At 62.5% G+C, this 24,537-nt stretch carries 22 protein-coding genes; 9 read left to right on the top strand and 13 right to left on the bottom strand.

Annotated elements, in window-relative coordinates:
• Positions 1 to 538: 538 nt before the first annotated feature.
• Positions 539 to 1,714, top strand: coding sequence for a carbohydrate porin (locus tag B2V90_RS07605; protein ID WP_228221259.1), 1,176 nt, complete (start codon positions 539 to 541; stop codon positions 1,712 to 1,714).
• Positions 1,715 to 1,773: 59 nt separating this feature from the next.
• On the opposite strand, the gene B2V90_RS07610 is transcribed toward B2V90_RS07605, so the two are convergent.
• From B2V90_RS07610 to B2V90_RS07625, 4 genes are all read right to left on the bottom strand, one after another.
• Positions 1,774 to 2,568: an enoyl-CoA hydratase/isomerase family protein gene (locus B2V90_RS07610; RefSeq protein ID WP_066863664.1), complete on the bottom strand. Its 795-nt coding sequence runs from the start codon at positions 2,566 to 2,568 to the stop codon at positions 1,774 to 1,776.
• A 78-nt stretch (positions 2,569 to 2,646) separates the two neighbouring features.
• Positions 2,647 to 3,480 (bottom strand): SDR family NAD(P)-dependent oxidoreductase, encoded by an 834-nt coding sequence (locus tag B2V90_RS07615; protein ID WP_084439241.1) that lies wholly within the window; start codon positions 3,478 to 3,480, stop codon positions 2,647 to 2,649.
• 86 nt (positions 3,481 to 3,566) lie between these two features.
• The gene (locus B2V90_RS07620; protein ID WP_228221258.1) at positions 3,567 to 4,916 is read right to left on the bottom strand and encodes an MFS transporter; all 1,350 of its coding nucleotides are present in this window, start codon (positions 4,914 to 4,916) and stop codon (positions 3,567 to 3,569) included.
• 104 nt (positions 4,917 to 5,020) lie between these two features.
• Complete coding sequence (locus B2V90_RS07625) at positions 5,021 to 5,785, bottom strand: FadR/GntR family transcriptional regulator (RefSeq protein ID WP_066863673.1); 765 nt, start codon at positions 5,783 to 5,785, stop codon at positions 5,021 to 5,023.
• A 185-nt stretch (positions 5,786 to 5,970) separates the two neighbouring features.
• Between B2V90_RS07625 and B2V90_RS07630 the strand changes: the two genes are divergently transcribed.
• Both B2V90_RS07630 and B2V90_RS07635 read left to right on the top strand, forming a co-directional pair.
• Positions 5,971 to 8,088, top strand: coding sequence for a TonB-dependent receptor (locus B2V90_RS07630; RefSeq protein ID WP_228221257.1), 2,118 nt, complete (start codon positions 5,971 to 5,973; stop codon positions 8,086 to 8,088).
• A 57-nt stretch (positions 8,089 to 8,145) separates the two neighbouring features.
• Positions 8,146 to 9,705 (top strand): acyl-CoA synthetase, encoded by a 1,560-nt coding sequence (locus B2V90_RS07635; protein WP_066863677.1) that lies wholly within the window; start codon positions 8,146 to 8,148, stop codon positions 9,703 to 9,705.
• A 7-nt stretch (positions 9,706 to 9,712) separates the two neighbouring features.
• Here the strand turns inward: B2V90_RS07635 and B2V90_RS07640 are convergent, their stop codons facing one another.
• The 6 genes from B2V90_RS07640 to B2V90_RS07665 form a co-directional block, all read right to left on the bottom strand.
• Positions 9,713 to 10,774, bottom strand: a complete 1,062-nt coding sequence (locus tag B2V90_RS07640) for a phosphotransferase (protein ID WP_228221256.1) — start codon at positions 10,772 to 10,774, stop codon at positions 9,713 to 9,715.
• Positions 10,771 to 12,009: an acyl-CoA dehydrogenase family protein gene (locus B2V90_RS07645; protein ID WP_169860846.1), complete on the bottom strand. Its 1,239-nt coding sequence runs from the start codon at positions 12,007 to 12,009 to the stop codon at positions 10,771 to 10,773. Before B2V90_RS07645 ends, B2V90_RS07640 begins: the two co-directional genes overlap by 4 nt.
• 31 nt (positions 12,010 to 12,040) lie before the next feature.
• The gene (locus B2V90_RS07650) at positions 12,041 to 12,976 is read right to left on the bottom strand and encodes an NAD(P)H-dependent flavin oxidoreductase (protein WP_066863687.1); all 936 of its coding nucleotides are present in this window, start codon (positions 12,974 to 12,976) and stop codon (positions 12,041 to 12,043) included.
• Between the two features lie 39 nt (positions 12,977 to 13,015).
• Positions 13,016 to 13,681, bottom strand: coding sequence for an SDR family oxidoreductase (locus B2V90_RS07655; protein WP_228221255.1), 666 nt, complete (start codon positions 13,679 to 13,681; stop codon positions 13,016 to 13,018).
• 12 nt (positions 13,682 to 13,693) lie between these two features.
• Complete coding sequence (locus B2V90_RS07660) at positions 13,694 to 14,479, bottom strand: SDR family NAD(P)-dependent oxidoreductase (protein ID WP_228221254.1); 786 nt, start codon at positions 14,477 to 14,479, stop codon at positions 13,694 to 13,696.
• Positions 14,480 to 14,566: 87 nt separating this feature from the next.
• Positions 14,567 to 15,118, bottom strand: coding sequence for a TetR/AcrR family transcriptional regulator (locus B2V90_RS07665; protein ID WP_198163007.1), 552 nt, complete (start codon positions 15,116 to 15,118; stop codon positions 14,567 to 14,569).
• Positions 15,119 to 15,234: 116 nt separating this feature from the next.
• On the opposite strand from B2V90_RS07665, the gene B2V90_RS07670 reads away from it, so the two are divergent.
• Positions 15,235 to 16,686, top strand: coding sequence for an aldehyde dehydrogenase family protein (locus B2V90_RS07670; protein ID WP_228221253.1), 1,452 nt, complete (start codon positions 15,235 to 15,237; stop codon positions 16,684 to 16,686).
• Between the two features lie 27 nt (positions 16,687 to 16,713).
• Entirely contained in the window at positions 16,714 to 17,499 is a 786-nt protein-coding gene (locus tag B2V90_RS07675; protein WP_228221252.1) for an SDR family oxidoreductase, read from the top strand.
• Between the two features lie 58 nt (positions 17,500 to 17,557).
• On the opposite strand, the gene B2V90_RS07680 is transcribed toward B2V90_RS07675, so the two are convergent.
• Together B2V90_RS07680 and B2V90_RS07685 are read right to left on the bottom strand one after the other, a co-directional pair.
• Complete coding sequence (locus B2V90_RS07680) at positions 17,558 to 17,965, bottom strand: hypothetical protein (protein ID WP_066863706.1); 408 nt, start codon at positions 17,963 to 17,965, stop codon at positions 17,558 to 17,560.
• Positions 17,966 to 18,303: 338 nt separating this feature from the next.
• Positions 18,304 to 19,323 (bottom strand): AraC family transcriptional regulator, encoded by a 1,020-nt coding sequence (locus tag B2V90_RS07685; protein ID WP_228221251.1) that lies wholly within the window; start codon positions 19,321 to 19,323, stop codon positions 18,304 to 18,306.
• Between the two features lie 125 nt (positions 19,324 to 19,448).
• Here B2V90_RS07685 and B2V90_RS07690 point away from each other — a divergent pair, with 125 nt between their 5' ends.
• The 4 genes from B2V90_RS07690 (at position 19,449) to B2V90_RS07705 (ending at position 23,271) form a co-directional block, all read left to right on the top strand.
• Positions 19,449 to 20,999, top strand: a complete 1,551-nt coding sequence (locus B2V90_RS07690) for a 4-hydroxyphenylacetate 3-hydroxylase family protein (RefSeq protein WP_228221250.1) — start codon at positions 19,449 to 19,451, stop codon at positions 20,997 to 20,999.
• Positions 21,000 to 21,203: 204 nt separating this feature from the next.
• Positions 21,204 to 21,905, top strand: coding sequence for a nitroreductase (locus B2V90_RS07695; RefSeq protein ID WP_228221249.1), 702 nt, complete (start codon positions 21,204 to 21,206; stop codon positions 21,903 to 21,905).
• Between the two features lie 20 nt (positions 21,906 to 21,925).
• A complete protein-coding gene (locus tag B2V90_RS07700; protein ID WP_228221248.1) occupies positions 21,926 to 22,804 on the top strand; it encodes an alpha/beta fold hydrolase in 879 nt (292 codons plus the stop codon).
• Between the two features lie 200 nt (positions 22,805 to 23,004).
• Positions 23,005 to 23,271, top strand: coding sequence for a hypothetical protein (locus tag B2V90_RS07705; protein ID WP_066856787.1), 267 nt, complete (start codon positions 23,005 to 23,007; stop codon positions 23,269 to 23,271).
• 88 nt (positions 23,272 to 23,359) lie between these two features.
• Here the strand turns inward: B2V90_RS07705 and B2V90_RS07710 are convergent, their stop codons facing one another.
• Positions 23,360 to 24,520: an acyl-CoA dehydrogenase family protein gene (locus B2V90_RS07710; protein WP_066856791.1), complete on the bottom strand. Its 1,161-nt coding sequence runs from the start codon at positions 24,518 to 24,520 to the stop codon at positions 23,360 to 23,362.
• Positions 24,521 to 24,537: the final 17 nt, after the last annotated feature.

Raw genomic sequence — 24,537 nt, forward strand, 5'->3', positions numbered from 1 at the left:
CCGAAGGTCCACGCACGACCGCACCGCCGGTCGCGATTCGTTTTCTGCCTATTTTGTCAGCCACTTGGCCGCGAATAATCTGCCTTCGGAAAAGTCCATTCGTCGCAAAATTCGGTGACCCGCCTCAATTTTCCCAAAAAATCGCTGCGCACCCAATCTGCAGCCCATGATCGGACTAGCGCTCAACCTGCGCCCTCGCTACGGGATAAACTTATATAAATAGGTTCCTGTTTTCGGGTCGGGAGAGTATGCATTGCCGTTACTTAGAATGAGCCGCCTTTCGCGTTCAACTCTGTCGTTGGGCGCTCTGGCTGTCACATGCAGCCTGTGCTGGACTGGCGCGGCCAGCGCCCAGAGCGCGCAGCATGGTCCTGCCGATCCAATGCCGAACAAGGGTGCGACACAGCCTGAACAATCGGACAGGACCGGCTCTCCATTATCGCCCTTATCACCGGGATCCTCATCGCTTGCGCCAACGGGCAGGCCGGCAAAACGCAATCCCGAAGACTATGCGCGCTTCGACAAGTTACGCGAACCCATGCTGACAACGCAGTTCCCGGGCATCATCGACACTATCGTGGGCAATCGCGGCGGCGTTCGCGACGCGCTGGCCGATCACGGCATCGGGGTCGAGATGCAGTCGGCTTCGTCAGTTCAAACATCTCTGACCGCCACCGGTATGCCGAGCGATCCACAGGTCTACAATGGCCAGAAATTTACGCTGCGCAACAACGCGCTCAACATCTACGTCACCAAGACGCTGGACGACATCGGCCTGGGCGACACGATGCTGACGGTCGGCGGCGGCTATTCGGTAACAAGCTTCGCCCCCAATGGCCGCAATTCGATCACCTTCAAGACGCTGTCCATCTATCATGGCTTCGCCAATCATACGGTGGAGGTGAAAGCGGGCTTCTTGCAGAATTATCTGCATTTCGCGGGTCTTATCACCGGCGGGAATCCGACATTGACGACGGGGCTTGTCTCGCTGCTGCCCGTTCAGGCTGGCCTGAGCGCAGAACCGGCCACCACGCCTGGCGTCAACGTCCAGATCAACGGCAAGAAGGGCCTTTACCTGCTGGGCGGGGTGCAGCGATCGCTCAACCCCCGCGGAATTGCAGAAGAAATCCGAACGAACGGAATCGGCCTTGATTGGCATCAGCATAATGCCAAAGCTCTTTATATCGGCGAAGTCGGTATCCGGCGCAAAGCATCTCCCACGCAGCGCAGCTTCTGGGCGCGGGCGGGCTATCTCTACAACATGTCGGATTATGACCGCTTCCTGGGCGGCAGCGACCATAATTATTCCTATTACGCGCTGATTGATTATCAGGCGACCCGGCCCGACAACCAATTGTTCTTCCGAGGCCTTTATCTGGGCGCCAGCTACAGCGCGGCGCGCAAATCAGTCAGCGCTTTCAGCCATGCGGGCGAGATACGGGCCTATTATGTTGGCCCATTCAACGCCAGGCCGACCGATTCTTTAAACCTGACCGTCAGTTACAATCGGTTCAGCGAAGACCTGCACGCATCCTATGCGCTGCGCGGAATCGACACCGCCCGGCACCAAGTCGGCATATCGGGTGCCTATGCAGTCCATCTGGGCCCCGGCGTCCGTATTGCACCCGCACTGCAATATGTGTTCAACCCGACGTTCCTACCGGGATACAAGAATGTGCTGCTGGGGTCGGCCTCACTCTATCTGGCGTTCTGAAGCATAGGAGTCGCTCCAGTCAGGATTGACTGACTGGAGCCGACTTCCGTCACGCTACATTATTTACCGATGAATACCGGCGCACGCTTGCTCTTTACCGCATCCAGCCCTTCCTTGAAATCCTCCGTGCCCAGCAGGATCGCCTGGTTGAGGACGTTGGTGGACCATTCCGCCTCCATGGATGTCTCCAACCCGCGATGCAGCGCTTCCTTCACCTGTGCATAGGCGAGGGGAGCGATGGCGGCGAGTTCCAGCGCCAGTTCCCGGCCGCGATCGGCCAGCGCGTCGATCCCGACCAGTTCGGACGCCAGACCGATCCGCTCAGCCTCCAGCGCCTTGACTGGCAGGCCGCGCAGCACGATCTGTGTGGCACGGCCAAGGCCGACGAGCCGCGGCAACAGAAAGACGCCACCCAGCGGCGGCATGATGCCCAGTTTGATCCAGCTTTCCTGAAAGAAGGCATTGTCCGCCACAATGCGGAAGTCGCAGGCGAGCGACAATTCGCAGCCGACGGTGACAGCGGCCCCCTGCACCAACGCAACCGTGGGTTTTGGACAATGGTAGATGCGCTTGGCTGCGCCCTGGAAATGGGAGTAGATCTGCGCCTTGATCTGCGGCGCCGGGGTGCGGGTGAGTTCATCGAGAAAGGCAAAATCGGCGCCCGCGCAGAAATGTTTGCCCGCCGCTGCCAGTACGATCACAGACACGGCAGGGTCGGCAGTCAGCGCGTCCATGCCCCGACAGATTTCCTCCATAGTCTGCGGGCGCAGCGTATTGCCCTTTTCGGGCCGGTTAAGGGTCAGGGTCCCGATACGGTCGGCGACGGAAAGGGCGATATCCTCATATTGGCTCATACGGGCTCCTCTGATTTATGGATTTTGGCCATAACATAGTTATACAGGTTGGCCAGCCCACCTCGCCTCGCTGACGCCTTATCGCTGCTTGGTCGGGTCGATCATCGCGATGAAATTGGCGATCTGCTCCTCACCGCCATTGGGGCGCCAGCCGGACACGGCCATCGCGTCGCTGCCGGGGTCGCTCCCATGACGCATCCGCCCCTTATTGTCCTCCATCGCATCGACGATGAAGCGGGCGGCATCCTCGATCGACCAGATGGTGAAATCGCCCGCGAACAGTTCGCGCTGACGCTTCGCCATGGCTTCATAGGCAGGATATTCGACCGCGTGTGCGACACGGACCGTAACAGACTCCTTGTTGATACCGGTCTTGACCGCGCCGGGCAGGATTTCCAGAACGGAGATGCCGAACTGTTCCACCTCAGCCCGCAAGGTTTCGGTAAAGGCCATCATCGCGCCCTTGGTCGCGCGATAGGGTGCGAGGAAGGGCATGGGATTATAGATCGACCCGGAATTGATGTTGCAGATCAATCCTTTGTGTCGTGCGCGCATGATCGGGATGGCACGCTGTGTCATGGCGACATGGCCGAGAAAATTGACTTCGAAATAGAGCCGCCATTCGTCGAGCGGGATATGTTCGATCGGAAGATTCTTGAGGCGGATGCCGGCATTGTTGACCAGCACGTCGAGATCATCTGGAAAGGCGAAATCGCCCGGCCGGGTTATGTCGAGCACCTGAACGTCGACCGCGCCGGGCAAACCATGCACCGCCTGCTCCACATCGGCGCGCTGCGCCTCTTCATAGATGAGCGCCAATGTCCTGTAGCCCCGCCGCGCGGATTCTGCAGCGATGCCAAGGCCGATGCCGCCGCCTGCGCCAGTCACCGCCATAGTGCCGTCGATCCTCATCCTCACCGCCCTTTCTTAAACAGGTTCCTGTTTCTGATATGGAAGAATGATCGGGAGAAAAAGGAGAAATCGACGAAGCGCATTCGTTACCATTCGCCTTCCCGCGCGACGGCCTCGCGCATCGGCGCGAGGCCGATGAAAAAGAGCAGCGCGGTGATCGGGCCAAGGACGCCGTAGGTCCAAGCCAGCGCGAGACCGATGCTCGCGTCGGTGGCGAATATATGCTGCGTCAGGAAACCGACGACCGCTGGCCCCAGGGTCATTCCGAACAGAGCCACGCTCATCAGATAGAGCGCAGATATCCGCCCGCGAAGGTGCGGCGGCGTCGCGACCTGCACGGCCGACGCGCCGATCGCGCCCATGTTCAGCGGGAAGATGATGATCAGCGATCCGACGAAGAACAAGGTCGGGTTCGGCGCAAGATAGGTTGCAACACCGAACAGGCCCATTACGACGCCGCCCACGACATAATAGCGGAAATGCGCGTCCCGCTGGCCGCGCGCGAACATCCAGTCGACGATGCGTCCGCCGATCAGCAGGGCCGCGACGCCCGTAACCAGACCGAAGGCGCCCAACGCATAGCCCGCCTGCTGCACGCTCCAGCCGAAGGAACGGATGAGGAAGGTCGGATTCCAGGCAAGCCGCGCATAGACCAGCCCCATGACCAGCGAGAAACCGAGAATCTGGCAGAAATAGAAGGCCTTGCGACTGGCCATGAAGCGGAACACATCGCCCCATCCCGCGCCCACGCCGGCCGGTCGCGTACGCTCAGGTTCATGGATGAAGATGGCCAGCGCCGCGAGGACGAAGCCTGGCAGCGCGGTGACAACAAAGGCGAACCGCCATGCCTCCAGCCGGCCAAGCAAGGGGACGGCAATGCCGTTGGCGGCCATGTGCAGGATATAGCCACCGATCGCCAGAGAGCCTTCCGCGCCCAGCAATGCGCCGATCATGAAGACTCCCAGCGCGAAGGTCAGACGCCGCTTGGGGAACAGGTCCGACAAGATGGAATAGGCGGCGGGCGCCAGAGCCGCCTCCCCCGCGCCCACGAAAATGCGGGCGATCAATATATGACTGTAGCTGGTGGCGAGACCCGACGCCATGGCGGCGCAGGACCAGATGAGGACGCCGCCCATGACGATCCAGCGGCGCGGATAGCGATCGACAGCCATGCCGAGCGGGAGGCCGCACAGAGCGTAAAGCACGGCGAAGGCGAACCCCTGTAGCAGGCTGACCTCGAAATCGCCGACGCCGAATTCCGCGCGGATGGGCTTGACCATCAGCGATATGATCTGCCGGTCAAGATAGGCCGTCGCAAAGAGCAACATGAGGATGATGGTGCTGGTCCAGGCGACGATCGGCCGGGGATAGCCGTGATCGTCCATGGGCGTGGCAGCATTTCCCACGCGATTTTCTGCCGTCACCGTACCGCTCATGACCTGCCCTCTCCTCGCCGGCCTTTTGCGGCCTGACCCCTATACGGTAGCGATTTGACAGCAATCCGAAAGCGATTTGTGCGCAATGGCGTAAAGGCGTGGTTTCAGTCGAGCGGAAACGGCTTCATCGTGCGGGTTTCGGGCGGAGTGATTTCATGGAGCCGGTCGAGATAGTAACGCAGATAGCCGTGCCAGCTTTGCGCTGCCGCCTCTCCGTCGCCCGCCTCGATATGGGCGATCATTTCCTCCTTAATGCGGATTGCGGTCAGGAAACGGCTTTCCTGGTCGGGATCGTGCGGCAGCGCGCGAGACAGGACGGATAGCTGCATGTCGGCAATCTCGCCGATCACCAGACACAGGAGCCGCAGCGATTCGCTGCCGCAATTGCGCACGAGCAACTCGCGAAAATCGCGGCCGCGCTGGTAGAAGCTCGGCCGGTCATGGACGATGAAACGCTGCGACGCGGCATTTTGTGCGAGTTGGGACAGTATCTCGCGGGTGCCATGGCGGGTGAAGGAGCGGACCGCGGCAGGTTCGATCGTCATGCGCGTCTCGAAAACTTCGGTGATCGTCGCATTGCGCATTTGCAGGAACACGCCCGCGAACAGGGCGATTCGGCTGGGATCGGGCGGAACGACCCGCGCGCCGCCCCGATTGCCGCGCTGGATTTCCAGCAATCCTTCCGATTGGAGGATGCGCAAGGCTTCGCGGCAGGACGGGCGCGACACGCCGAACCGCTCCATCAATTGATGTTCGGCCGGCAGCATCTGCCCCACGCCCCAGGTGCCGGCGGCAATTTCGCTGCGCAGCGTGGAGGCGATCTGGTCCGCGACGTTGCGCGAGGGAAGCAAGGAATAGTCGGCGGTCATGACCCTACTTCTAGGAAGGGCCGCCCGGCTTTGCCAGCCCGCACATTTATATCGCTATCGATTTGAGTCTATCCGATTGACAATTGTGCCGCGCTGTAGTTTCTCGACGGCATAAAAGACGAAGAAGACAGGATGGGAGAGAGATGATGAAGTGCGTATGTCGTGCTGCGTTCGGCGCAGCATCCATGATCGCCATGACGGCCGCGATGTCGGCCCAAGCCCAAACATCCGCCACGTCACAGGCAGACGTGCGATCCGATGGCTATACCGACATCATCGTCACCGCACAGCGGCGCGAGGAGCGTTTGGTAGACGTGCCCGCATCCATCGTAGCGATCAGCGGCGAGCAGCTGACCCGCGCCGGCGTCAACGGCATGGACGACCTCACGCGCCAGGCACCGGGCGTCATCATCAACAAGACCGGCGCATATCTGCAACCCACCGTGCGCGGCATCGGCGCCAGCGTGCAGGGTGGAGGCGCGGAATCGAATGTCGCCATATATGTCGATGGGGTCTATGTCGCCAGCCAGACCGGCGCGATGTTCGACCTGGCCAATCTGGAATCCGTGCAGATTTTGAAGGGGCCGCAGGGCACCCTGTTCGGGCGCAACGCCACCGGCGGCGCGATCCTCATCACGACGCGCGACCCCAGTCATGATCTGTCCGGCCAGATCAACGCCAGCTACGGGCGGTTCAACGAATATAAGTTGAGCGCTTATGTGACCACCGGGCTGACCGATACGCTGGCGGCGGATCTCTCCACTTATTATCGCAGTTCGGACGGGTTCGTGCGCGACCTTCGCACCAATGCGCTGCGCGGTGAGCAGTCGAGCCTGGACCTGCGGTCCAAATTGCTGTTCGAACCCAGCGACGACGTGAAGTTCGTCCTGTCAGGATCGCACAATGAAACCAATGATCCGGCTGGCCTCAACTATACCTCGCTCAACGGCAATACAGTAGGCCGCAACTTCCCCAATTCCCTGCCCGTCGCCACCGATCGCCGCCATGTCAGCCAGGAACTGCCGACCAGGATCGACACCAATACCGAGTCTGTGGCGCTCAACGGATCGATCAAATTCGACTTCGCAACGCTGAACCTGATCTCAGGCTATCGAACCGAAGAGGACTATATCGAGACAGACCTGGATTCGAGTTATGCGCCCACATCCTATGCGACCTACGACCAGTTCAACGACAGCTTCAGCCAAGAAATCAATTTCACGTCGCCGCCCGGCGCCGATTTTTCGTGGGTCATAGGCGCCTTCTATTATTGGAACGCGGCGGGATCGAAGAGCTGGAACCTCAACGGCCGTCCTTTCTACAAGGCGCGCATCACCAGCGATTCCATTTCCGGCTTTGCTGACGGCACCTATGACCTGGGCAGAGTTTCGGTCATCGCGGGGGTGCGTTACAGCAGCGAAAAGCGCAGGTTCAAGCGCGGGCTGCCCGGCGCAGCCTATACGGTCGATACGTCCGCGACCTTCAATTCGTGGACGCCACGTTTCGGCCTGCGCTATGACGTGGGTGATCGGTCGAACATCTATGCGACCTTTTCCAAGGGCTTCAAGAGCGGCCTCTACAACATCTCGTCCCCATCGACCATTCCAGTGTTGCCGGAGAAGATCGACGCCTATGAAGTCGGTTTCAAAAGCGCGAGCCGGCTGCTCGATTTCAACGCTGCGGCGTATCTGTACAAATATAACGACATTCAGGTCACGGCCTATGACTATACGTCCGGGGTATCACGCCTGTTCAACGCGGCGAAAGCCGAGGTCTACGGGTTCGAACTGGATGCGGCCTGGCGCCCGTCCGCCAATTTCGATGCGCGCGCGGCGATCGCCTATACCCATGCCGAATTCACCCGCTTCCCTGGCGCACCGGCGTTCACGCCGTCCGCCACGCTTCTCAACGGTGCGCCTTGCCCTGATCACAACTGCGGCAATGTGCAGAGCCTGGTCGACGCCAGCGGAAACCAGATGCTGCGCGCGCCCGAACTGACACTGAGCGCGGCGGCCAATTACCGCTTCCCGCTCGACAATGGCGGGGAGGTGGCGTTCGGCGTGCGCCCTTATTGGTCGAGCAAGATCAACTACAGTTTCCAGGAGCGCATCCGCCAGCCATCCTATTTCACGCTGGATGCCGACATCAGCTGGTCGCTGAACGAACAGGTCCGCCTGACGCTGTGGGGACGCAACCTGACCGACGCCACATACGCAAATTCGCGTTCGGAAAGTTCGGCCCGCGACGCCATCGCCTGGGCGCAGCCGATCTCCTACGGCATCGCAGGCAGCTATAAATTCTGACACCATGGCCCGCGCGCTCGCCTCACCAGGCGCGCGCGGGCGCTATTTTGAGGAGCCATGATGCATCCGCGCCTTCACGCCGCCACCGAACCGGCCCGACCTGCTGCCATATTGGCCGAAACCGGCGAAACGCTGACCTATGGCGCGCTGGAAACGGTCGGCAACCAGGGCGCCCATTATTTCCGCTCTCTTGGCATCGGCGCGGGCGACACGATCGCCATTTGGCTGCCCAATACACTGCGCTATTTCGAGATTTACTGGGCAGCGCAGCGTGCCGGCCTCTATATCACACCGATCTCCACCAAGCTGACGGCGGATGAAGCGGCCTATATCCTCAATGATTGTGAGGCGCGGTTGTTGGTTGCGGATGCGGGCATGGCTGCGCTCGACGATCTGCTGGCACAGCAACCTGGCCTGTGTCCGAAACTCGCGACCATCCTGACCGCCGACAGCGACAAGTCGGGGTTGAGCCATTGGCACGATGCCATCGCGCCTTTCCCGGGCACTCCGATCGCTGACGAGAGCGCGGGCTTCCATATGGTCTATTCATCCGGCACGACCGGACGGCCCAAGGGAATCCGCCTGCCGCTGACCGGCGGCCCGGCGACCGAGCCGCATATGCTCGCCGACCGACAGAAAAGCCGCTATGGCGTAGGGCCGAACACCGTCTTCCTCAGCCCCGCGCCAATCTATCACACGGCTCCCCTTGCCTTTTCCACCTCCGTCCAGCGGCTGGGCGGGACGGTCGTGATGCTGGGCAAGTTCACCCCCGAAGCCGCGCTCGAAGCGATCCAGACCTATCGCGTCACCTCCACCCAGATGGTGCCGACGATGTTCCTGCGCCTGTTGCGCGTGCCAGATGGGCAACGGCTGGGTTATGATTTGTCTTCCCTCACCCATGTCGTCCATGCCGCCGCCCCCTGCCCGGTCGACGTCAAGCAGGCGATGATCGACTGGCTGGGACCAATTATTTACGAATATTATGGCGGGTCGGAGGGCAATGGATCGACCTTCATCACGTCGCAGGAATGGCTGCGCAAGAAAGGGTCGGTCGGCCGGGCGGATTGGGGGACCATCCATATCTGCGACGAGGCAGGCCATGAACTGCCCACCGGCGAGCAGGGGATCGTCTATTTCGAGGGCGGCTGGGACTTCAAATATCTCAACGACGAACAGAAGACGGCCGATGCGCGCAATCCGCTCCACGCCGACTGGTCCACGCTGGGCGATGTCGGCTATCTCGACGCCGACGGCTATCTGTTCCTGACTGATCGCAAGAGCTTCATGATCATTTCGGGCGGGGTGAACATCTATCCGCAGGAAGCGGAGAATATATTGAGCTTCCATCCCAAGGTTGCCGACGTCGCGGTAATCGGCGTACCCGACGTGGACATGGGCGAGGCGGTGAAAGCGGTGGTCCAGCCGCGCGACTGGACGGAAGCCGGCGATGCTTTGGCCGAAGAGCTTATCGCTTATTGCCGCGCCAGATTGAGTGCGATCAAATGCCCGCGATCAGTGGATTTCGAGCGCGAACTGCCGCGGCACGAGACCGGCAAGCTCTACAAGCGCGAGATTCGCGACCGCTACTGGCAAACGAACGACAAGCGTATCGCCTGATGTACGTTCAGGCGCCCGCGCGCACCGCCTGGTCCCAAGCCAGTTCCGCCAGTGCCGGAAAAGCGTCGGCGCGGCTCTTCGCCTCCGCATTGGCCGCGGTACCGCGCAGATAGCGTCCCTTTATGCCATGGATGATCGCAGCGAAGCGGAAGAAGTTGAATGCCATGGCGAAATCATAGCCTGGCAAGGAGTCCCGGCCGCTGTTGCGGCAATAGGCGGCGAGATATTCCTCTTCGCTGGGGATGTTGAGCGCCTTGAGGTCCGCGCCTGCCAAGCCCGGCACGATCAGCGGCGGCATCCGGTACATCATCGCATGATAGGCAAAATCGGCAAGCGGATGACCGAGCGTCGAAAGCTCCCAGTCCAGCACGGCGGTGATGCGCGGCTCGCTGGGGTGAAAGATCATATTGTCGGAGCGGAAATCCCCATGGACGACCGAAACCTCCTCCCCGACCGGGATGGCGGTGGGGAGCCATTCGATCAGCCGGTCCATATGCGGATTCCGGCCCGCTTCCTCGTCCGCCAGATATTGCTTCGACCACCGGGCGATCTGCCGTTCGAAGTAGCTGCCGGGACGACCATAATCCTCCAGCCCAACGGCCTTGTAATCGACCTTGTGAAGGGCGGCGATGGTGGCGTTCATCGCCGCAAAATAGGCGGGGCGCTCCTCACGATCGACATCGGGGAAGGTCGCATCCCACATGATGCGTCCCTCCACCATCTCCATGATGAAGAACCAAGTGCCGATGACGCTGTCGTCAGTGCACAGACCATAGACATGGGCGACGGGAAAATCGGCCTTTTCGAGCGCCGCGAGGACGCGCGCCTCGCGATCGACCGCATGGGCGCCCTTGACCAGTTGGCCGGGCGGCTTGCGGCGCATGACATAACTGCGCCCGGGCGTGATCAGCTTGTAGGTCGGGTTGGACTGGCCGCCCTTGAACTGCTCTACGATGAGCGGCCCCTGATAGCCTGCCACATGGTCCTGCATCCACGCCGCGAGCGCCGCTTCGTCGAAGCGATGCTGTTCGCGGACGGCGCTCGTGCCCTTCTGGTCCTCGAAGCTCATCGTACCTCCATTGCAGGTGCCGTTTCCAGATCGCCGCCCTGGGCATGTTTCCAATCGCGCTTGATCTTCTTGGCCAGGCTCCATTTATGCACTTCGGTAGGGCCATCATAGATCCGGAAGGCGCGAACCTCTCGGTAGAAGGCTTCCACCATCGTGTCTCGGGTGACGCCGGTGCCGCCCAGCACCTGCACGCAGCGGTCAGCGACGCGACTGAGCGCTTCAGACACGGCGACCTTGGTCATCGAGCTTTCCACGGTGCCCAGGCTTCCGGTGTCCAGCACATCGGCGCACCAGTCGATCATCAGTTCCGACTGCTTGAGGTCGATCATATTCTCCGCCAGCATGAAGCCGACACCTTCATGGTCGATCAACTGCTTGGAAAACGCCTTGCGCCGGTTGGCATAATCTACCGCGATCTCGTGCGCGCGTACCGCGACGCCATGCCAGCGCATACAATGCGAAAGGCGCGCGGGGCTGAGGCGAACCTGCGCATATTTGAAGCCTTCGCCCGGCTCCCCCAGCATCTGGTCGGCGGGGATGCGCAGATTGTCGATCTCGATTTCCGCATGGCCGCCGGGCATGGCATCGTCGATCGTGTCGAGCACGCGCACCGTCCTGATCGCCGGGTCGGGCAGATCGACCATGAACATGCAGGCGCCACCATCGGCGGTTCCGCCCTGCGCCCTGGCCATGATGATACCAACACCTGCGCCATCAGCGCCGGTGATGAACTTCTTGCGCCCGTTCACGACCCAGTGGTTCCCGTCTAGGCGGCAGGTCGTCTTCATCATCGAGGGGTCCGATCCTGCGCCGTCCTCGCTCGCCGGTTCCGTCATGAAAAAGGCCGAACGCATCCTGCCTTCGACCAGGGGCTTGAGGAAGCGCGCCTTAAGTTCGGGACTGCCGACCTTGCCCAGCAGGTACATATTGCCCTCGTCGGGCGCAGTGGTGTTGCAAGCGAGCGGGCCAAGAATCGACAGGCCCGACTTGCGCAGGACCAGCGCGGTCTCCCGCTGGGTCAGATGGCTGCCATCGGGCAGGATGTGGGGCGTGAGCACGCCCGCCTCGCGCGCCAGGCCCTTCAGTTCATCCACCAGTTCGTCCGACGGACCATGGCTGTTGCGGCGCGTGTCGCTTTCATAAGGAACAACGACATTCCTGACGAATTTTTCGACTCGCGCGGCGATCTCCATCGCACGCTGCGAATATTGTTCCTTGGCTTCCACGGTCGCCATATCATTCTCCCTCGAAACGATTTTCCGGGCGTCAGCCCGCTATACGGGCCTTTGCCGCCGCATATTGTGCGGCGAGCTTTTCCACCAGCTTGGCCGCGGGCACGACCGCGTCGACCGCGCCGATACCCTGGCCGCAGCCCCAAATGTCGCGCCAGGCTTTCTTGCCGTCGGACAGATCGGCGAAGTTCATCTTCGACGGGTCGGACTCGGGCAGGTTGTCGGGGTCAAGCCCGGCCAGCAGGATGGACGGCTTGAGATAATTGCCGTGGATACCGGTGAAGAGATTGGAATAGACGATATCCTCGCCGGAACTGTCGACAATCATCTGTTTGTAGGCGGGGTCCGCATTGGCCTCCTCCGTCGCGATGAAGGCCGAGCCCATATAGGCAAGATCGGCGCCCATCGCCTGGGCCGCCAATATCGCATCGCCAGTCGCGATTGATCCGGACAGGGCGAGCGGACCGTCCCACCAACTGCGGATTTCCTGGATCAAGGCGAAGGGCGAGAGCGTGCCGGCATGGCCGCCCGCCCCGGACGCAACGGCGACCAGCGCGTCGGCACCCTTTTCCACCGCCTTCTTCGCAAAGCCATTATCGATGACATCGTGGAACACGATACCGCCATAGCTGTGGATCGCCTCGAACACGTCGGTGCGCGCGCCGAGCGACGTGATGACCATCGGCACCTTATATTTAACGCAGAGCGCCAGATCCTCCTCCAGCCGGGGATTGGTGCTGTGGACGATCAGATTGACGGCAAAAGGGGCGTCCTTATCCGTCAACTCGCTGCTGAGCTTCTGCAACCATTGTTCGAATGTGCCGGAAGGGCGCGCGTTGAGCGAAGGGAAGGAGCCGACCACGCCCGCGCGACATTGCGCGATCACCAGGTCCGGCTGCGAAATGATGAATAGCGGCGACGCGATTACCGGGATGGACAGGCGATCCTTGAACAGGGCGGGCATCGACATGGTGGCGGGTCTTTCAGTTGGATGGTGGACGTCGCGCGATCAGACGCGGCCGGTGACGGGCAGGCTGGCGCCAGTGATCGCGGAAGCGGCATCGGACAGTAGGAAGGCGACGACCTGCGCGAGTTCGAGCGGCGTCACCCATTTGCCAGCGTCAGCATCCCCCATGTCGGCGCGGTTGGCGGGCGTGTCCATGATCGAAGGCAGCACTGCGTTGACCCGAATGCCCTGCCCCTTATGCTCCTCGGCGAGCGCTTCGGTGAGGCGGGCGACGCCGGACTTGCTCGCGGTATATGCGCCCATGCCCATGGCGGCCCTTGCCGTGGCGGCCGCCCCCACATGGACGATGGCGCCTCCCGCCGGCATCAGCGGCACGGCGGCGCGGGCAGCATTCAGCGCGGTACGGACATTAATACGGTAGAGGAAATCCCAACTGTCCGGGCTGCCTTCCATCACCGTTTCCCAACGGAAACCGCCGGCGATGCTGGCAAGGCCGGCTATGCCGGATGACAGCGCGGGATGGGCGAACGCAGCGTGGGTCGTTTGCGTATCGGTCAAGTCGACGCCGCCGATGAAGATGCCAGGAAAATCGGCGGCGCTATCGGCCAGGTCGAGCCCGACGACGGAGAGGCCCTGATTGGCCAGATGCGCGGCCACGGCCGCTCCCAATATGCCCGCTGCCCCCGTGACGACGATCGGCTTGCTCATGATCCCATTCCTTCAATTGTCGATGGTCCCGCGGCCGCCGCCGACCGGGATGGTGACGCCCGACAACCAAGCGCCTGCTCGCGACGACAGGTAGATCACGGCGCCGCCAATATCCTCTGCCGTGCCTATCCGCGCTCCGAGGGGCGAAGCGGCAGCAGCCATATCCGCTTCATTGTCGAAATCGGCGACCGACGCGGTCATCTTCGAAGGGAAGAAGCCCGGTGCGATCGTGTTCACGCTGACATGCTCTCCCGCGAGAAACTTGCCCATATGGCGGCCCATGTGGATGAGGCCCGCCTTGGTCGCCGAATAAGGATAGCTTTCCCAGAGCGGCACCTGCATCCCGTCGATCGACGCGATGTTGATGACGCGCGCGGGATCCTCCGCCGTACCGGCGGCCCGCAGGGCGGGCAACAGCGCCTTGGTGATCTCGAAAGGGGCGAGCAGGTTGAGTTGGAGCACCTTTTCGAAGCCGGCGCGAGGAAACTGGTCAAGCGGCGCACCCCAGGTCGTGCCCGCATTATTGACGAGAATGTGCAGCGGGCCGGCCGCATTCACGACATCCGCCACCTTGGTCACGCCCGCTTCGCTGCCAACGTCAGAGGCGATGGCAGTCACGTCGCCAAAGGCGCGCAAGCGGTCGGCGGCGGCCTCTATATCCTTCTCCTTGCGGGAGCAGATGAAGACCTTGCAACCTGCCTGCGCCAGCGCAGTGGCGATCATATAGCCGATGCCGCCCGATCCGCCCGTGACGAGGGCGGTTTTGCCGCTGATGTCGAAAAGCCTTGCAATGTCCATATTTCAGCCTTTCGCCCTGCTCCTGAGTCTGCACGCCTTGGACCAACATAGATATATAGGTCAACTATGTTTGAACAGGCCGAAGCGTCAAGGCGCGACAATTGCCTGCAATTCGGATTCCAGCCAGCCGCGGATGCCGGGACTAAGTTCGCCGGTCAACGGGTCAAGCGGGAATACCGACCGGTAAAGGAAGAGGCCGGCCGTCACCAACAGCAGCCGGGCAGCCCGGTCCTCCGCATCGCTGGTGCCGAACCATTGGGCAAGCGGGGCGGCGAGCTTTGTGCGTACCAGCCTTTCGGTGATCGCACGCGCGCCCTGATCCGAGGTCGAGAGCATCATCATGTTGAGCGGATGGCCGCCGCTCTCGTCGCGCTCGATCAGCCGTTCCAGCAAGGCATGGCCGAAATTCTCGCGCGGTACGCCCGTCAGCACACGATGGTCGAACACCGATTCCAGTGCGGCTTCGAACAGCCCCTCCTTAGACCCGAAATAGCGGCTGACGAGACCCGGACTGACATCGGCACGGCGGGCGATGTCGCGCACGCCGGTTTCGCCGAAGCCATGGCGGGAAAAAATCTGCCGCGCCGCGAGCAGGATACGTTCGCGGGTCGCTTCCGCATCTCGTTTTTTGTCTGCCATCGCGGGCGATGATGTCAGTGCAAGGCGCAATTGACAAGCCATGTATACCACTGTTTACTTATGCGAGAGTCCCGAATCGAACGTGGACCATCGTCATGCGCCAGGAGAGAATTGCCATGAATCTGGAAGCCCCCGACGTCAGCCTGCACATCGGCCACGAAAGCCTTTCGTCCGGTTCGGGCGGAACCCATGACCATATCAGCCCTGTCACCGGCGCCGTGCAGAAGAGCATCCCGCTGGCCGGCCCGGCGGAAATCGAACGCGCCGTCGCCAAGGCCGAATCGGTCCGCGAACAATGGCGCCGCACCCGGCCGGAAGAGCGGCGCGCCATCCTCAACCGGCTGGCCGACCTGATCGAGGCGAATGCGCAGGAATTCGGCAAGATGGCGGCGCTGGATGGCGGCACGCCGCTGATGATGGGCACCGGCAGCGTCGGCACAGCGGTCGCCTGGACCCGCTATTATGCGGGCTGGTGCGACAAGCTGTCGGGCGAAATGATCTCCACGCTCGATACGCGCGGCGAATTTTCCTACACCGTTCCCGAACCGATCGGCATCGTAGGCATCATCATCACCTGGAACGGGCCGCTGATCTCGCTGGGGATGAAGGTCGGCCCGGCGCTGGCGGCGGGCAATTGCGTGATCGTCAAGCCGGCCGAACTGACGCCCTTCGCGCCCGAACTGTTCGCGCGGCTGGCACAGGAAGCAGGCGTGCCCGACGGCGTGCTGTCGATCCTGCCGGGCACGGGGGAGGCGGGTGAAGCGCTGGTGCGGCATTCCAAGGTCGGTCTCATCACCTTCACCGGGGGGCCGACCACTGCGCGCAAGATCATGTCGGCCTGCGCCGACCGGATCAAGCCGTCGATCATGGAACTGGGCGGGAAGTCGGCCAGCCTTCTGTTCCCGGACGCGGACGTGGACGCGGCCTGCGAACGGGCTATCTTCTGGACGATCGGCATATTGGCCGGCCAGGGCTGCGCGCTGCCGACGCGCTTGCTGGTCCATGCCGATATCTATGACGCCGTGCTCGAAAAGCTGACGGCGATCGCCAGCCGCTACAAGGTCGGCAATCCGTTCGAGGAAGGAACGCAGGTCGGCCCGCTGATCAACGCCGCGGCGGTCGAGCGGGTGCTGGGCATGTTCGACCGGGTGCGGTCGAAAGGATCGGGCCGTTTCCTCATGGGCGGCGCTCGTTGCGGCGGGGATCTCGCCAAGGGCAATTATGTCGAACCGACGATCATCGCCGATGCCGACCCGGACAGCGAGATTGCGCAGGTCGAGATTTTCGGACCGGCGCTGGTCGTCATGAAGTTCCATGACGAGGACGAGGCGGTCGCCATCGCCAACAACAGCGAATATGGGCTGGCGGCCTATATCCAGTCTAATGACCTGAAACGCGTGCATCGGCTGGCCGAACGGCTTCATGCGGGCGGCGTCTATGTCAACGGCGCGACCCAGATCAACGCCCACACGCCCTTTGGCGGCATCGGCATTTCCGGATTCGGCAAGGAAGGCGGGAAGGCCGGGATCGACGAATTCCTGCACTACAAGACCGTCACCATCGCCTGAAATCCAGCCTGAGCAGGAAGACCCGACATGACATTTTCGATCGAACACTATCGGCTGGACGGCAAGGTGGCGATCGTCACCGGCGCCGGGGGCCGAGGCAATAACATCGGCCGCGCCTATGCGACGGGGCTGGCGGCGGCCGGGGCGGCCGTGGTTGTCGCCGACATCAATGGCGAGGGCGCCCATCTGGTCGCCGACGAGATCGTCGCGGCGGGCGGCAAGGCGATCGCCGTTCAGGTGGACATCACCGATCTTGCAGCCGTCGATGCCATGGTCGCGGCGGCACAGGCGGAATTCGGGGGCGTCGACATATTGGTGAATAATGCTGCGCTGATGGTGGAATCGGTCGGCACCCCGCTGCTCGACATGCCGGTGGACGCGTGGCGACGGCTGATGGAGGTCAACTTGCAGGGCGCGGTCAATTGCTGCCGCGCCGCCCTGCCCCTTCTTGAAAAAAGCGGGAACGGGCGCATCGTCAACCAGTTGTCGGCCGGCGCCTTTCCGGCGCAGACCGCCTATGGCGTCAGCAAGGTCGCGATGCTGGGACTGACCACGACGCTGGCGACCGAGCTTGGCCCCAAGGGCATCGCGGTCAACGCCATTGCGCCGGGCATGACCCAGAGCGACGCGGGCAAGATGCTGACCCCGGACGAAGGGCCGCTGGTAGACATGATGAAGATGCGTATCCCGCTGCGGATGAAGGGCCAGCCCGACGAACTGGTCGGCGCGCTGCTGCTGCTCTGTTCGCCCGCAGGGGCGTGGATCACCGGGCAGACGATCAATATCGATGGCGGATGGGTGCTGCGCAACTGAAGCGGAGAAGCGGTTTAAGGTGACAAAGGCACCGCAAGACGCCCAGGCCGCTGTCACCTTATGGCGCTTTTGATGCAGGCAGCGGTGGCGCGTCCCGGATCGCCGCCGCCACCAGATGGCGCGCGACGCCCGGCTCCAGCGTGAAGGCTCCGCCGCGCGTGATGCGGATGGTCGTATGCCCGTCGAGCGCGCGAGTCATGGCGACGTCGAACATCCGGGCGCGGCCAATGTCGAGCGCCTGATCCCAGGCTGCGGCAAAACTGTCCGCGCCTGGGCGCGCGCGCAGCCGATAGGCGCTGGCCCGCGTCATGCCGACGGCGCGCGCCGCCTGTCCCACTGAACCGAGCGCGCCAAGCGCGTCGATGAAACGCTGCTGCGTGCGCCGCGTCCAGCCATCATGCCGCTGCCGGGCGAGCGGCACGGGTGTGAATGGAATGATGATCTGGGGCGAGTCGGGGACTGTCATCCGACAGTTTGAAGCAAATGAAATCCTACATTGGAAGCGTTTTGTTGGCGCGGCGATTTGGATGCCGCGGCGGGGATAGGTGGGACACGGAATGGCGGTTTCGCACGATGTTTCCCGGGAAAGGGACATGAAAATCCCGTCACCCCAGCGACCCGAAGGGCGGCCGAAGGCCAACGCTGGGGTTTCGTGCGGAGGGGCGCAGCAGTTCAACTTGGCGCTTGCCCCAAGCGTAGCGCGCCATCGCCTGAGAGCCAAGCGTTCGCTGGGGTGACGGTATAGGGGATGACAGCATTCGCGCGGCGGCGGCGACGAAGCGGAACGCTGGATCGAATTCGGGGTCACGCAGACAATTCGACGCCCTGCCCGACGCCATGGCGGGCGCGGTAGCGGGAGGGACTCATGCCCGTCCACGCATGGAAGGCGCGCGTGAAACTGCGCGGTTCGGCATAGCCCAGGGCAGCCGCGATCGCTTCCACGCTGCGCCCAGTGCCAGCGAGCGCGCGAGTGGCCGCGTCGCGACGGACATTTTCGCGAATGGTGGTGAGGCTGCTTCCTTCCGAACGCAGGCGGCGGCGCAGCGTGTCAGGGTGGAGCGTGAGCGCCTGCGCCACCCCATCCGCACCCAGCGCCGGGTCCTGCGCCAGCATGAGGCGTACCTTGCGGGACAGGGTGCGGTCGCTCGCGGGGATCGACATCATGGCGAGCGGCGCGTCGCGCAGCATCTCCGCCAGTTCATCTCTGCTGCGGCGCACGGGAGCCCTGAGCGCATGGGCATCCATGGCGATGGCGCGATCGGTTGCGTCGAAAACCCGGGGACAGGGGAAGAGATATTTGAACTCCTCGAAATAGCCGTCCGGGCGCGGATAATCGAAGCGCGCTTCCAGCATCGGCACCGTCTCTCCCGCCAGCCAGCAAGCCAGTCGATGCCAGATGATGAGCCAGAATTCGCTGAAATAATGGGTCGGGTCGCGCTGCGGTTCGGCGAAGCGGACGGCGATGGCCAGACGATCGTGACTGTCGTGCGCGACCGTGTGGATGTCCTGGCTGGCGAGATTGTAGAAGCGGATCGCGCGGCGCAAGCCGTCGGCGACGCTGGGGCCGGCGAGCGCGACTTCGCAGGCGAAGGCGAAGGCGCCGAGCGGCATGGCATGGGCGGTGTAGCCCATATATTCGTCACCAAGAGCACGCCATATGCTGCGCACGAGGCGCGCCATCGCATCGACATCGCCGCGCCAGGCGGGGTCATGGAGCTGGGCGGGCGCGATGCCCGCTGCGCGGAGAAGATGGTCGACGTCCACGCCCCGGCGGCGCGCGCCATCGGTGCACACATGGAAATAATAGCGGTCGATCGTGGCCATATCGTTCTGCCCGATTTGGTGAGTTTAAGTCGCTCATACTGACCTGTTGGCGTCCGACAGGGAAGCCTAGACTAAGCCCTATTCGTTTCGCCGGGTAGGGCGAGAAACGATCCGAGGAGATCATCATGGCCACCACCATCGACCGCATTCCCGACCGCATCGACACCGGCGTGCAGCGCCGCGAGGAGAGCGCCGCAGAGCGCTGGGCGCGCTTTGCGCCAATCGCCACGGGCGAAGACTATGTGGAGTCGTTGCGCAATCGTGGCGTGACCGTCTATCTGTTCGGAGAGCGCATAGCCGAACCGGTCGACCATCCGATCATCCGCCCGTCCATCAATGCGCTGAAACGCACCTATGACCTGGCGGTGGAAGACCCGGAACTGGCGACCGCCCATTCGTTGCTGATCGATGCGCCGGTCAATCGTTTCCTGCATATCGTAGGCAGTCCGCAGGATCTGGTGATGAAGAACCGGATGCAGCGGCGGCTGGGCCAGTTGACCGGCACCTGTTTCCAGCGCTGCGCGGGGCTGGACACGATCAGCGTTCTGCATTCGATCACCTATGATATCGACCAGAAACACGGCACATCCTACCATCGACGCTATCTGGACTTCATGAAGGAGGCCCAGCGCAACAACATCATCCTGGGCGCGGGCATGACCGACCCCAAAGGCGACCGGTCCAAGCGGCCGAGCGAGCAGGCCGATCCCGACCTGTTCCTGCACGTGAGCCGCCGCACCGAGAAGGGCATCTATGTCCAGGGCGCCAAGGCGCACATGACCGGCGGCCTCAACAGCCACTGGATCGCGGTGATGCCGACGATGAACATGGGCGAGCAGGATCGCGACTATGCCGTCGTCGGGCTGGTGCCGGGCGATGCGGAGGGCATCACCTATATTTATGGTCGCCAGTCCTGCGACACGCGGGCGATGGAAGCAGGCGACATCGACAAGGGCAACGCGCAATATGGCGGGCAGGAAGTGCTGGTCGTGTTCGACGACGTCTTCATTCCCCACGAGCATGTGCTGATGGATGGCGAATATGAATTCGCGCAGGAGATGGTCGCGCGTTTCACCGCCTATCATCGTGCCTCCTATGTCTGCAAAACGGGGCTGGGCGACGTGATGGTGGGCGCGGCCGCCGCGATCGCCGACTATAATGGCGCCGACGCCGCCAGCCATGTGAAGGACAAGCTGGTCGAGATGACGCATCTCAACGAAACGATCTTTTCGTCCGCCATCGCGTCCAGCCATGAGGCCAAGCCGTTGCCGTCGGGTATCTTCATGAACGACGCGATGCTGGCCAATGTGTGCAAGCATAATGTCACCCGCTTTCCTTATGAGATCAGTCGGCTGGCGCAGGATCTGGCGGGCGGTCTGATGGTGACGCTGCCCAGCGAGCAGGATTTCGACCATGACGTCGCGGGCCCGATGCTGAAGAAATATTTCCAGGGCCGCGCGAACGTGCCGATCGAATTCCGCCAGCGCATGTTGCGGCTGGTCGAGAATATGACGCTGGGCCGCAATGCGGTGGGGTATCTGACGGAATCGCTGCACGGCGCGGGCAGCCCGCAGGCACAACGTATCCAGATCCTGCGCGGCATGGAGGTGGAACGGAAAAAAGGCTATGCGTGCGATCTGGCCGGCATCCGTAACGCAGAGAGCGACGCGGCCTGACCGGCGATAGATCGACTGTGGCGCCCGGCGTGATCCGGCATCGGCCGCGGTCATCGCCTGCTGGAAAAGGGTCCGGCCGCATTTCGCCGGTTGCCGTTGGGGGACAAGCCGGGCAGAACGGTGGTTCAGTCGCGGCAGACCCCCTCGTGCGCCAGCGCGCACCCTTATATCAGACACGCCGTAAGAGCGGCAATGGGAGGCATTATGACCGAGATCATCGACAGGAGCAGGGTTGATAGCCGTGCCGACATCTATGACCGCATCGTCGCCGAGCGACGATCGGTTCGCGCATTTCTGCCGACGCCCCTGCCCGCCGACCTGATCACGCGGCTGTTCACCGTAGCCGGGCGCGCACCGTCCAACTGCAATGCGCAGCCATGGACCACGCATATCGTATCGGGTGCATCGCTGGCGCGCATCCGCAATGTGTTGCTGGAACAGGCGAGGGCCGGACAGATCGATCCCGACGTGCCGCTGACGTCGACCTATGTCGATCAATATAAGGCGCGGCGGATCGGTTCCGCCGTGACATTGTTCGAGGCGACCGGCGTGGGTCGCAACGATCCGGAGGCGCGGGAAGCATCCTTCCTGCGCAATTTCGAGCTGTTCGACGCACCCCACGCGGCATTCTTCTTCATGCCGCGCTATTTCGGGCTGCGCGAGGCGGCCGATGTCGGCATGTACGCGCAGACGCTGATGCTGGCGCTGACGGCCCATGGTCTGGGATCGTGCGCGCAGGGGGCGCTCAGCCATTATGCCAGCGCGATCAAGCGCGAATTGGGCGCGTCCGACGAACTGATATGCCTGTTCGGCCTCAGCTTCGGCTATCCGGACGAGGATCATCCGTCTGCTGCGGCAATCACCGACCGGGCGCCCCTGTCGGAAACCGTCATCCTGCACGACTGACGCCATTGGGGAATATCGCCATGTCCACGCTACAACCCCTTGGTCCCACATCGCACAGCTTCGTGTCGCAGCGGCTGCGGCTCAACTATCTGGACTGGGGCAATGCGCAGGCTCCGACCCTGATTCTGATCCATGGCGGGCGAGACCATGCGCGTAGCTGGGACCAAGTGGCGCACGCGCTGCGCGACGACTGGCACATCATCTGCCCCGACTTGCGCGGCCATGGCGACAGTGCATGGTCGCCGGACGGGGCCTATACCATGCCCTATTTCATCTGCGACCTGGCCCAGCTGATCCACCAGCAGGGTGAGGCGCCGGTCACGATCGTCGCCCATTCGCTGGGCGGCGCGATCTCGCTGCGCTATACCGGCCTCTATCCCGAACATGTGCGCAAGCTGGTGGCGATCGAGGGGCTGGGCCTGCCTTCCGCCGCGACCGGCATGGGCGTGGAGAGGCCCTTCAACACGCTGTGGCGGGACTGGATCGAGGAGCGGCGCAGTCTGGCCGCGCGCCAGCCGCGCCGTTACGCCTCGATCGAGCAGGCGCTGGCGCGGATGCTGGCGGAGAACAGTCATCTGACGGAGGCGCAGGCGCGGCACCTGACCGTGCATGGCGTCGCCCGGAACGAGGATGGCAGCTTCAGCTGGAAATTCGACAATTATGTGCGGAGCGGGCCACCGTTCGACATCAGCCCTGCGGAACTGCACGCGCTGTGGGGCAACATCAGCTGCCCGACGCTGCTATGCTATGGTAATGACAGCTGGGCCGAAAACCCGCTCGAAAATGGACTGTCGGCGCATTTCCGCGATGCGTCGGTCCAGACCTTCGACAATGCCGGTCACTGGCTGCATCACGACCAGTTCGATCAATTCATCGCGACCCTGCGCGCCTTTCTCTAGCCTCGTCGCGGGCGATCGCTTCGCTCCTTGCGGACCACAGGCTGCACGCAGGAGCGATCCTTAGGTTCGCGCGCCCGTCATGCTGCTCCGCACCAATTGGGCTTGACAATATTGAGTGAGCTAATGCTATGCTTGCTCACTATTTGAGTGCCGCGCCGTGACCGCCGAGTCCCGCGGCTTTGGAACAGAGGGGAAAATCCATGCGCTTCATTCTTGCTCTTGCCGCCGCGATCACCGTTGCCTCGCCCGCGATGGCGCAGACCGCCGCCAATCCGCCGAAGGAAGGCGCGATCATCCGTGACGCGGCCAAGGCACGATTGGGCAAGATCGACCGCGTCTATCCCGATGGCTCGGTCCAGTTGATCTACCGTTCCAAATTCGTGACGATCCCCGCCGACAAGGTGATCGTGGCCGAAGATGGCGTGATGACCTCGCTCAGCCGCCAGGAAGTGTCGAAACTGAACTGATCGCAGGGCGCGCCGCAAGGCGGATCGCGGACGGAAAAAAGGGCCAGCCGGCAGCGACCGGCTGGCCCTTTTTTGAATGACGCCGTCTTCAGAGCGTCCGGGCGATCAGCATCTTCATGATTTCGTTCGATCCGCCATAGATGCGGCTGATCCGGGAATTGCGGAACATGCGGGCGATCGGATATTCATTGATATAGCCGTAACCGCCATGCAGTTGCAGACACTGATCGACAATTTCCCATTCGGTATCGGTCGCCCATAATTTGGCGATGGCGGACGTGGTGCCGTCCAGCGTGCCGTCGATTGCCTTTTCGATACAATCGTTGACGAAGGTGCGGGCGATCCGTGCCTTGCTGTACATTTCGGCAAGCTTGAACTGGGTGTTCTGGAAGTCGAACACCGGCTGGCCAAAGGCCTTGCGCTGTTTGGTATAGTCGATCGTGAGGGCCAAGGCCTTTTCCATAACGATAACGCTGGTGATGGCGATCAGCAGCCGTTCGCGTGGCAGTTCCGCCATCAGTTGGAAGAAGCCCTTGCCCTCCTCCTCACCCAGAAGATTCTGCGCCGGAACCCAGACATCGTCGAAAAACAGTTCGGACGTGTCCTGCGCCTCGTTCCCGATCTTGTCGAGATTCTGGCCACGACGGAAGCCCTCCACCTCGTCGGTTTCCACCACCAGCAGGGAGACGCCACGCGCGCCCTTCGACGGGTCCGTCTTGGCCACGACGACGATCAGGTCGGCGATCTGGCCGTTGGAGATGAAGGTCTTGGACCCGTTGATGCGATAGCCGTTCCCGTCCTTGAGCGCGGTCGTGCGGATCGCTTGGAGATCGGACCCGGCGCCCGGTTCACTCATCGCGATGGCGGCAACGAGATCGCCCGTCACCATCCGCGGCAACCAGCGCTGCTTCTGTTCCTCGGTCCCGTGCAGCTGGATATAAGGGGCGACGATGACATTGTGCAGCGACGCGGCGAAGCCTTCCGTGCCCTTGCGCGAAATCTGGTCCACGACGACCAGATCATGGCGGAAATCTCCACCATGGCCGCCATAGGCCTCCGGCACGGACACACCCAGCAGGCCGGCTGCGCCCGCCTCGCGCCAGAAGGCGCGCTCCACCTGACCGTCCTCGCGCCATTTATCCATCCGCTCGGCGGGAGCATGTTGGTCCAGGAACTTGCCGACCGCATCATGGAACATGGTGAGTTCCTCATCGGCCATGTAGGCGGGCTGGGGGAATTCGAGCGTCATCGCGGAGCCTTTGCAGC

Source organism: Sphingobium sp. UBA5915 (assembly GCF_002431195.1).
GTDB classification, from domain to species: domain Bacteria; phylum Pseudomonadota; class Alphaproteobacteria; order Sphingomonadales; family Sphingomonadaceae; genus Sphingobium; species Sphingobium soli.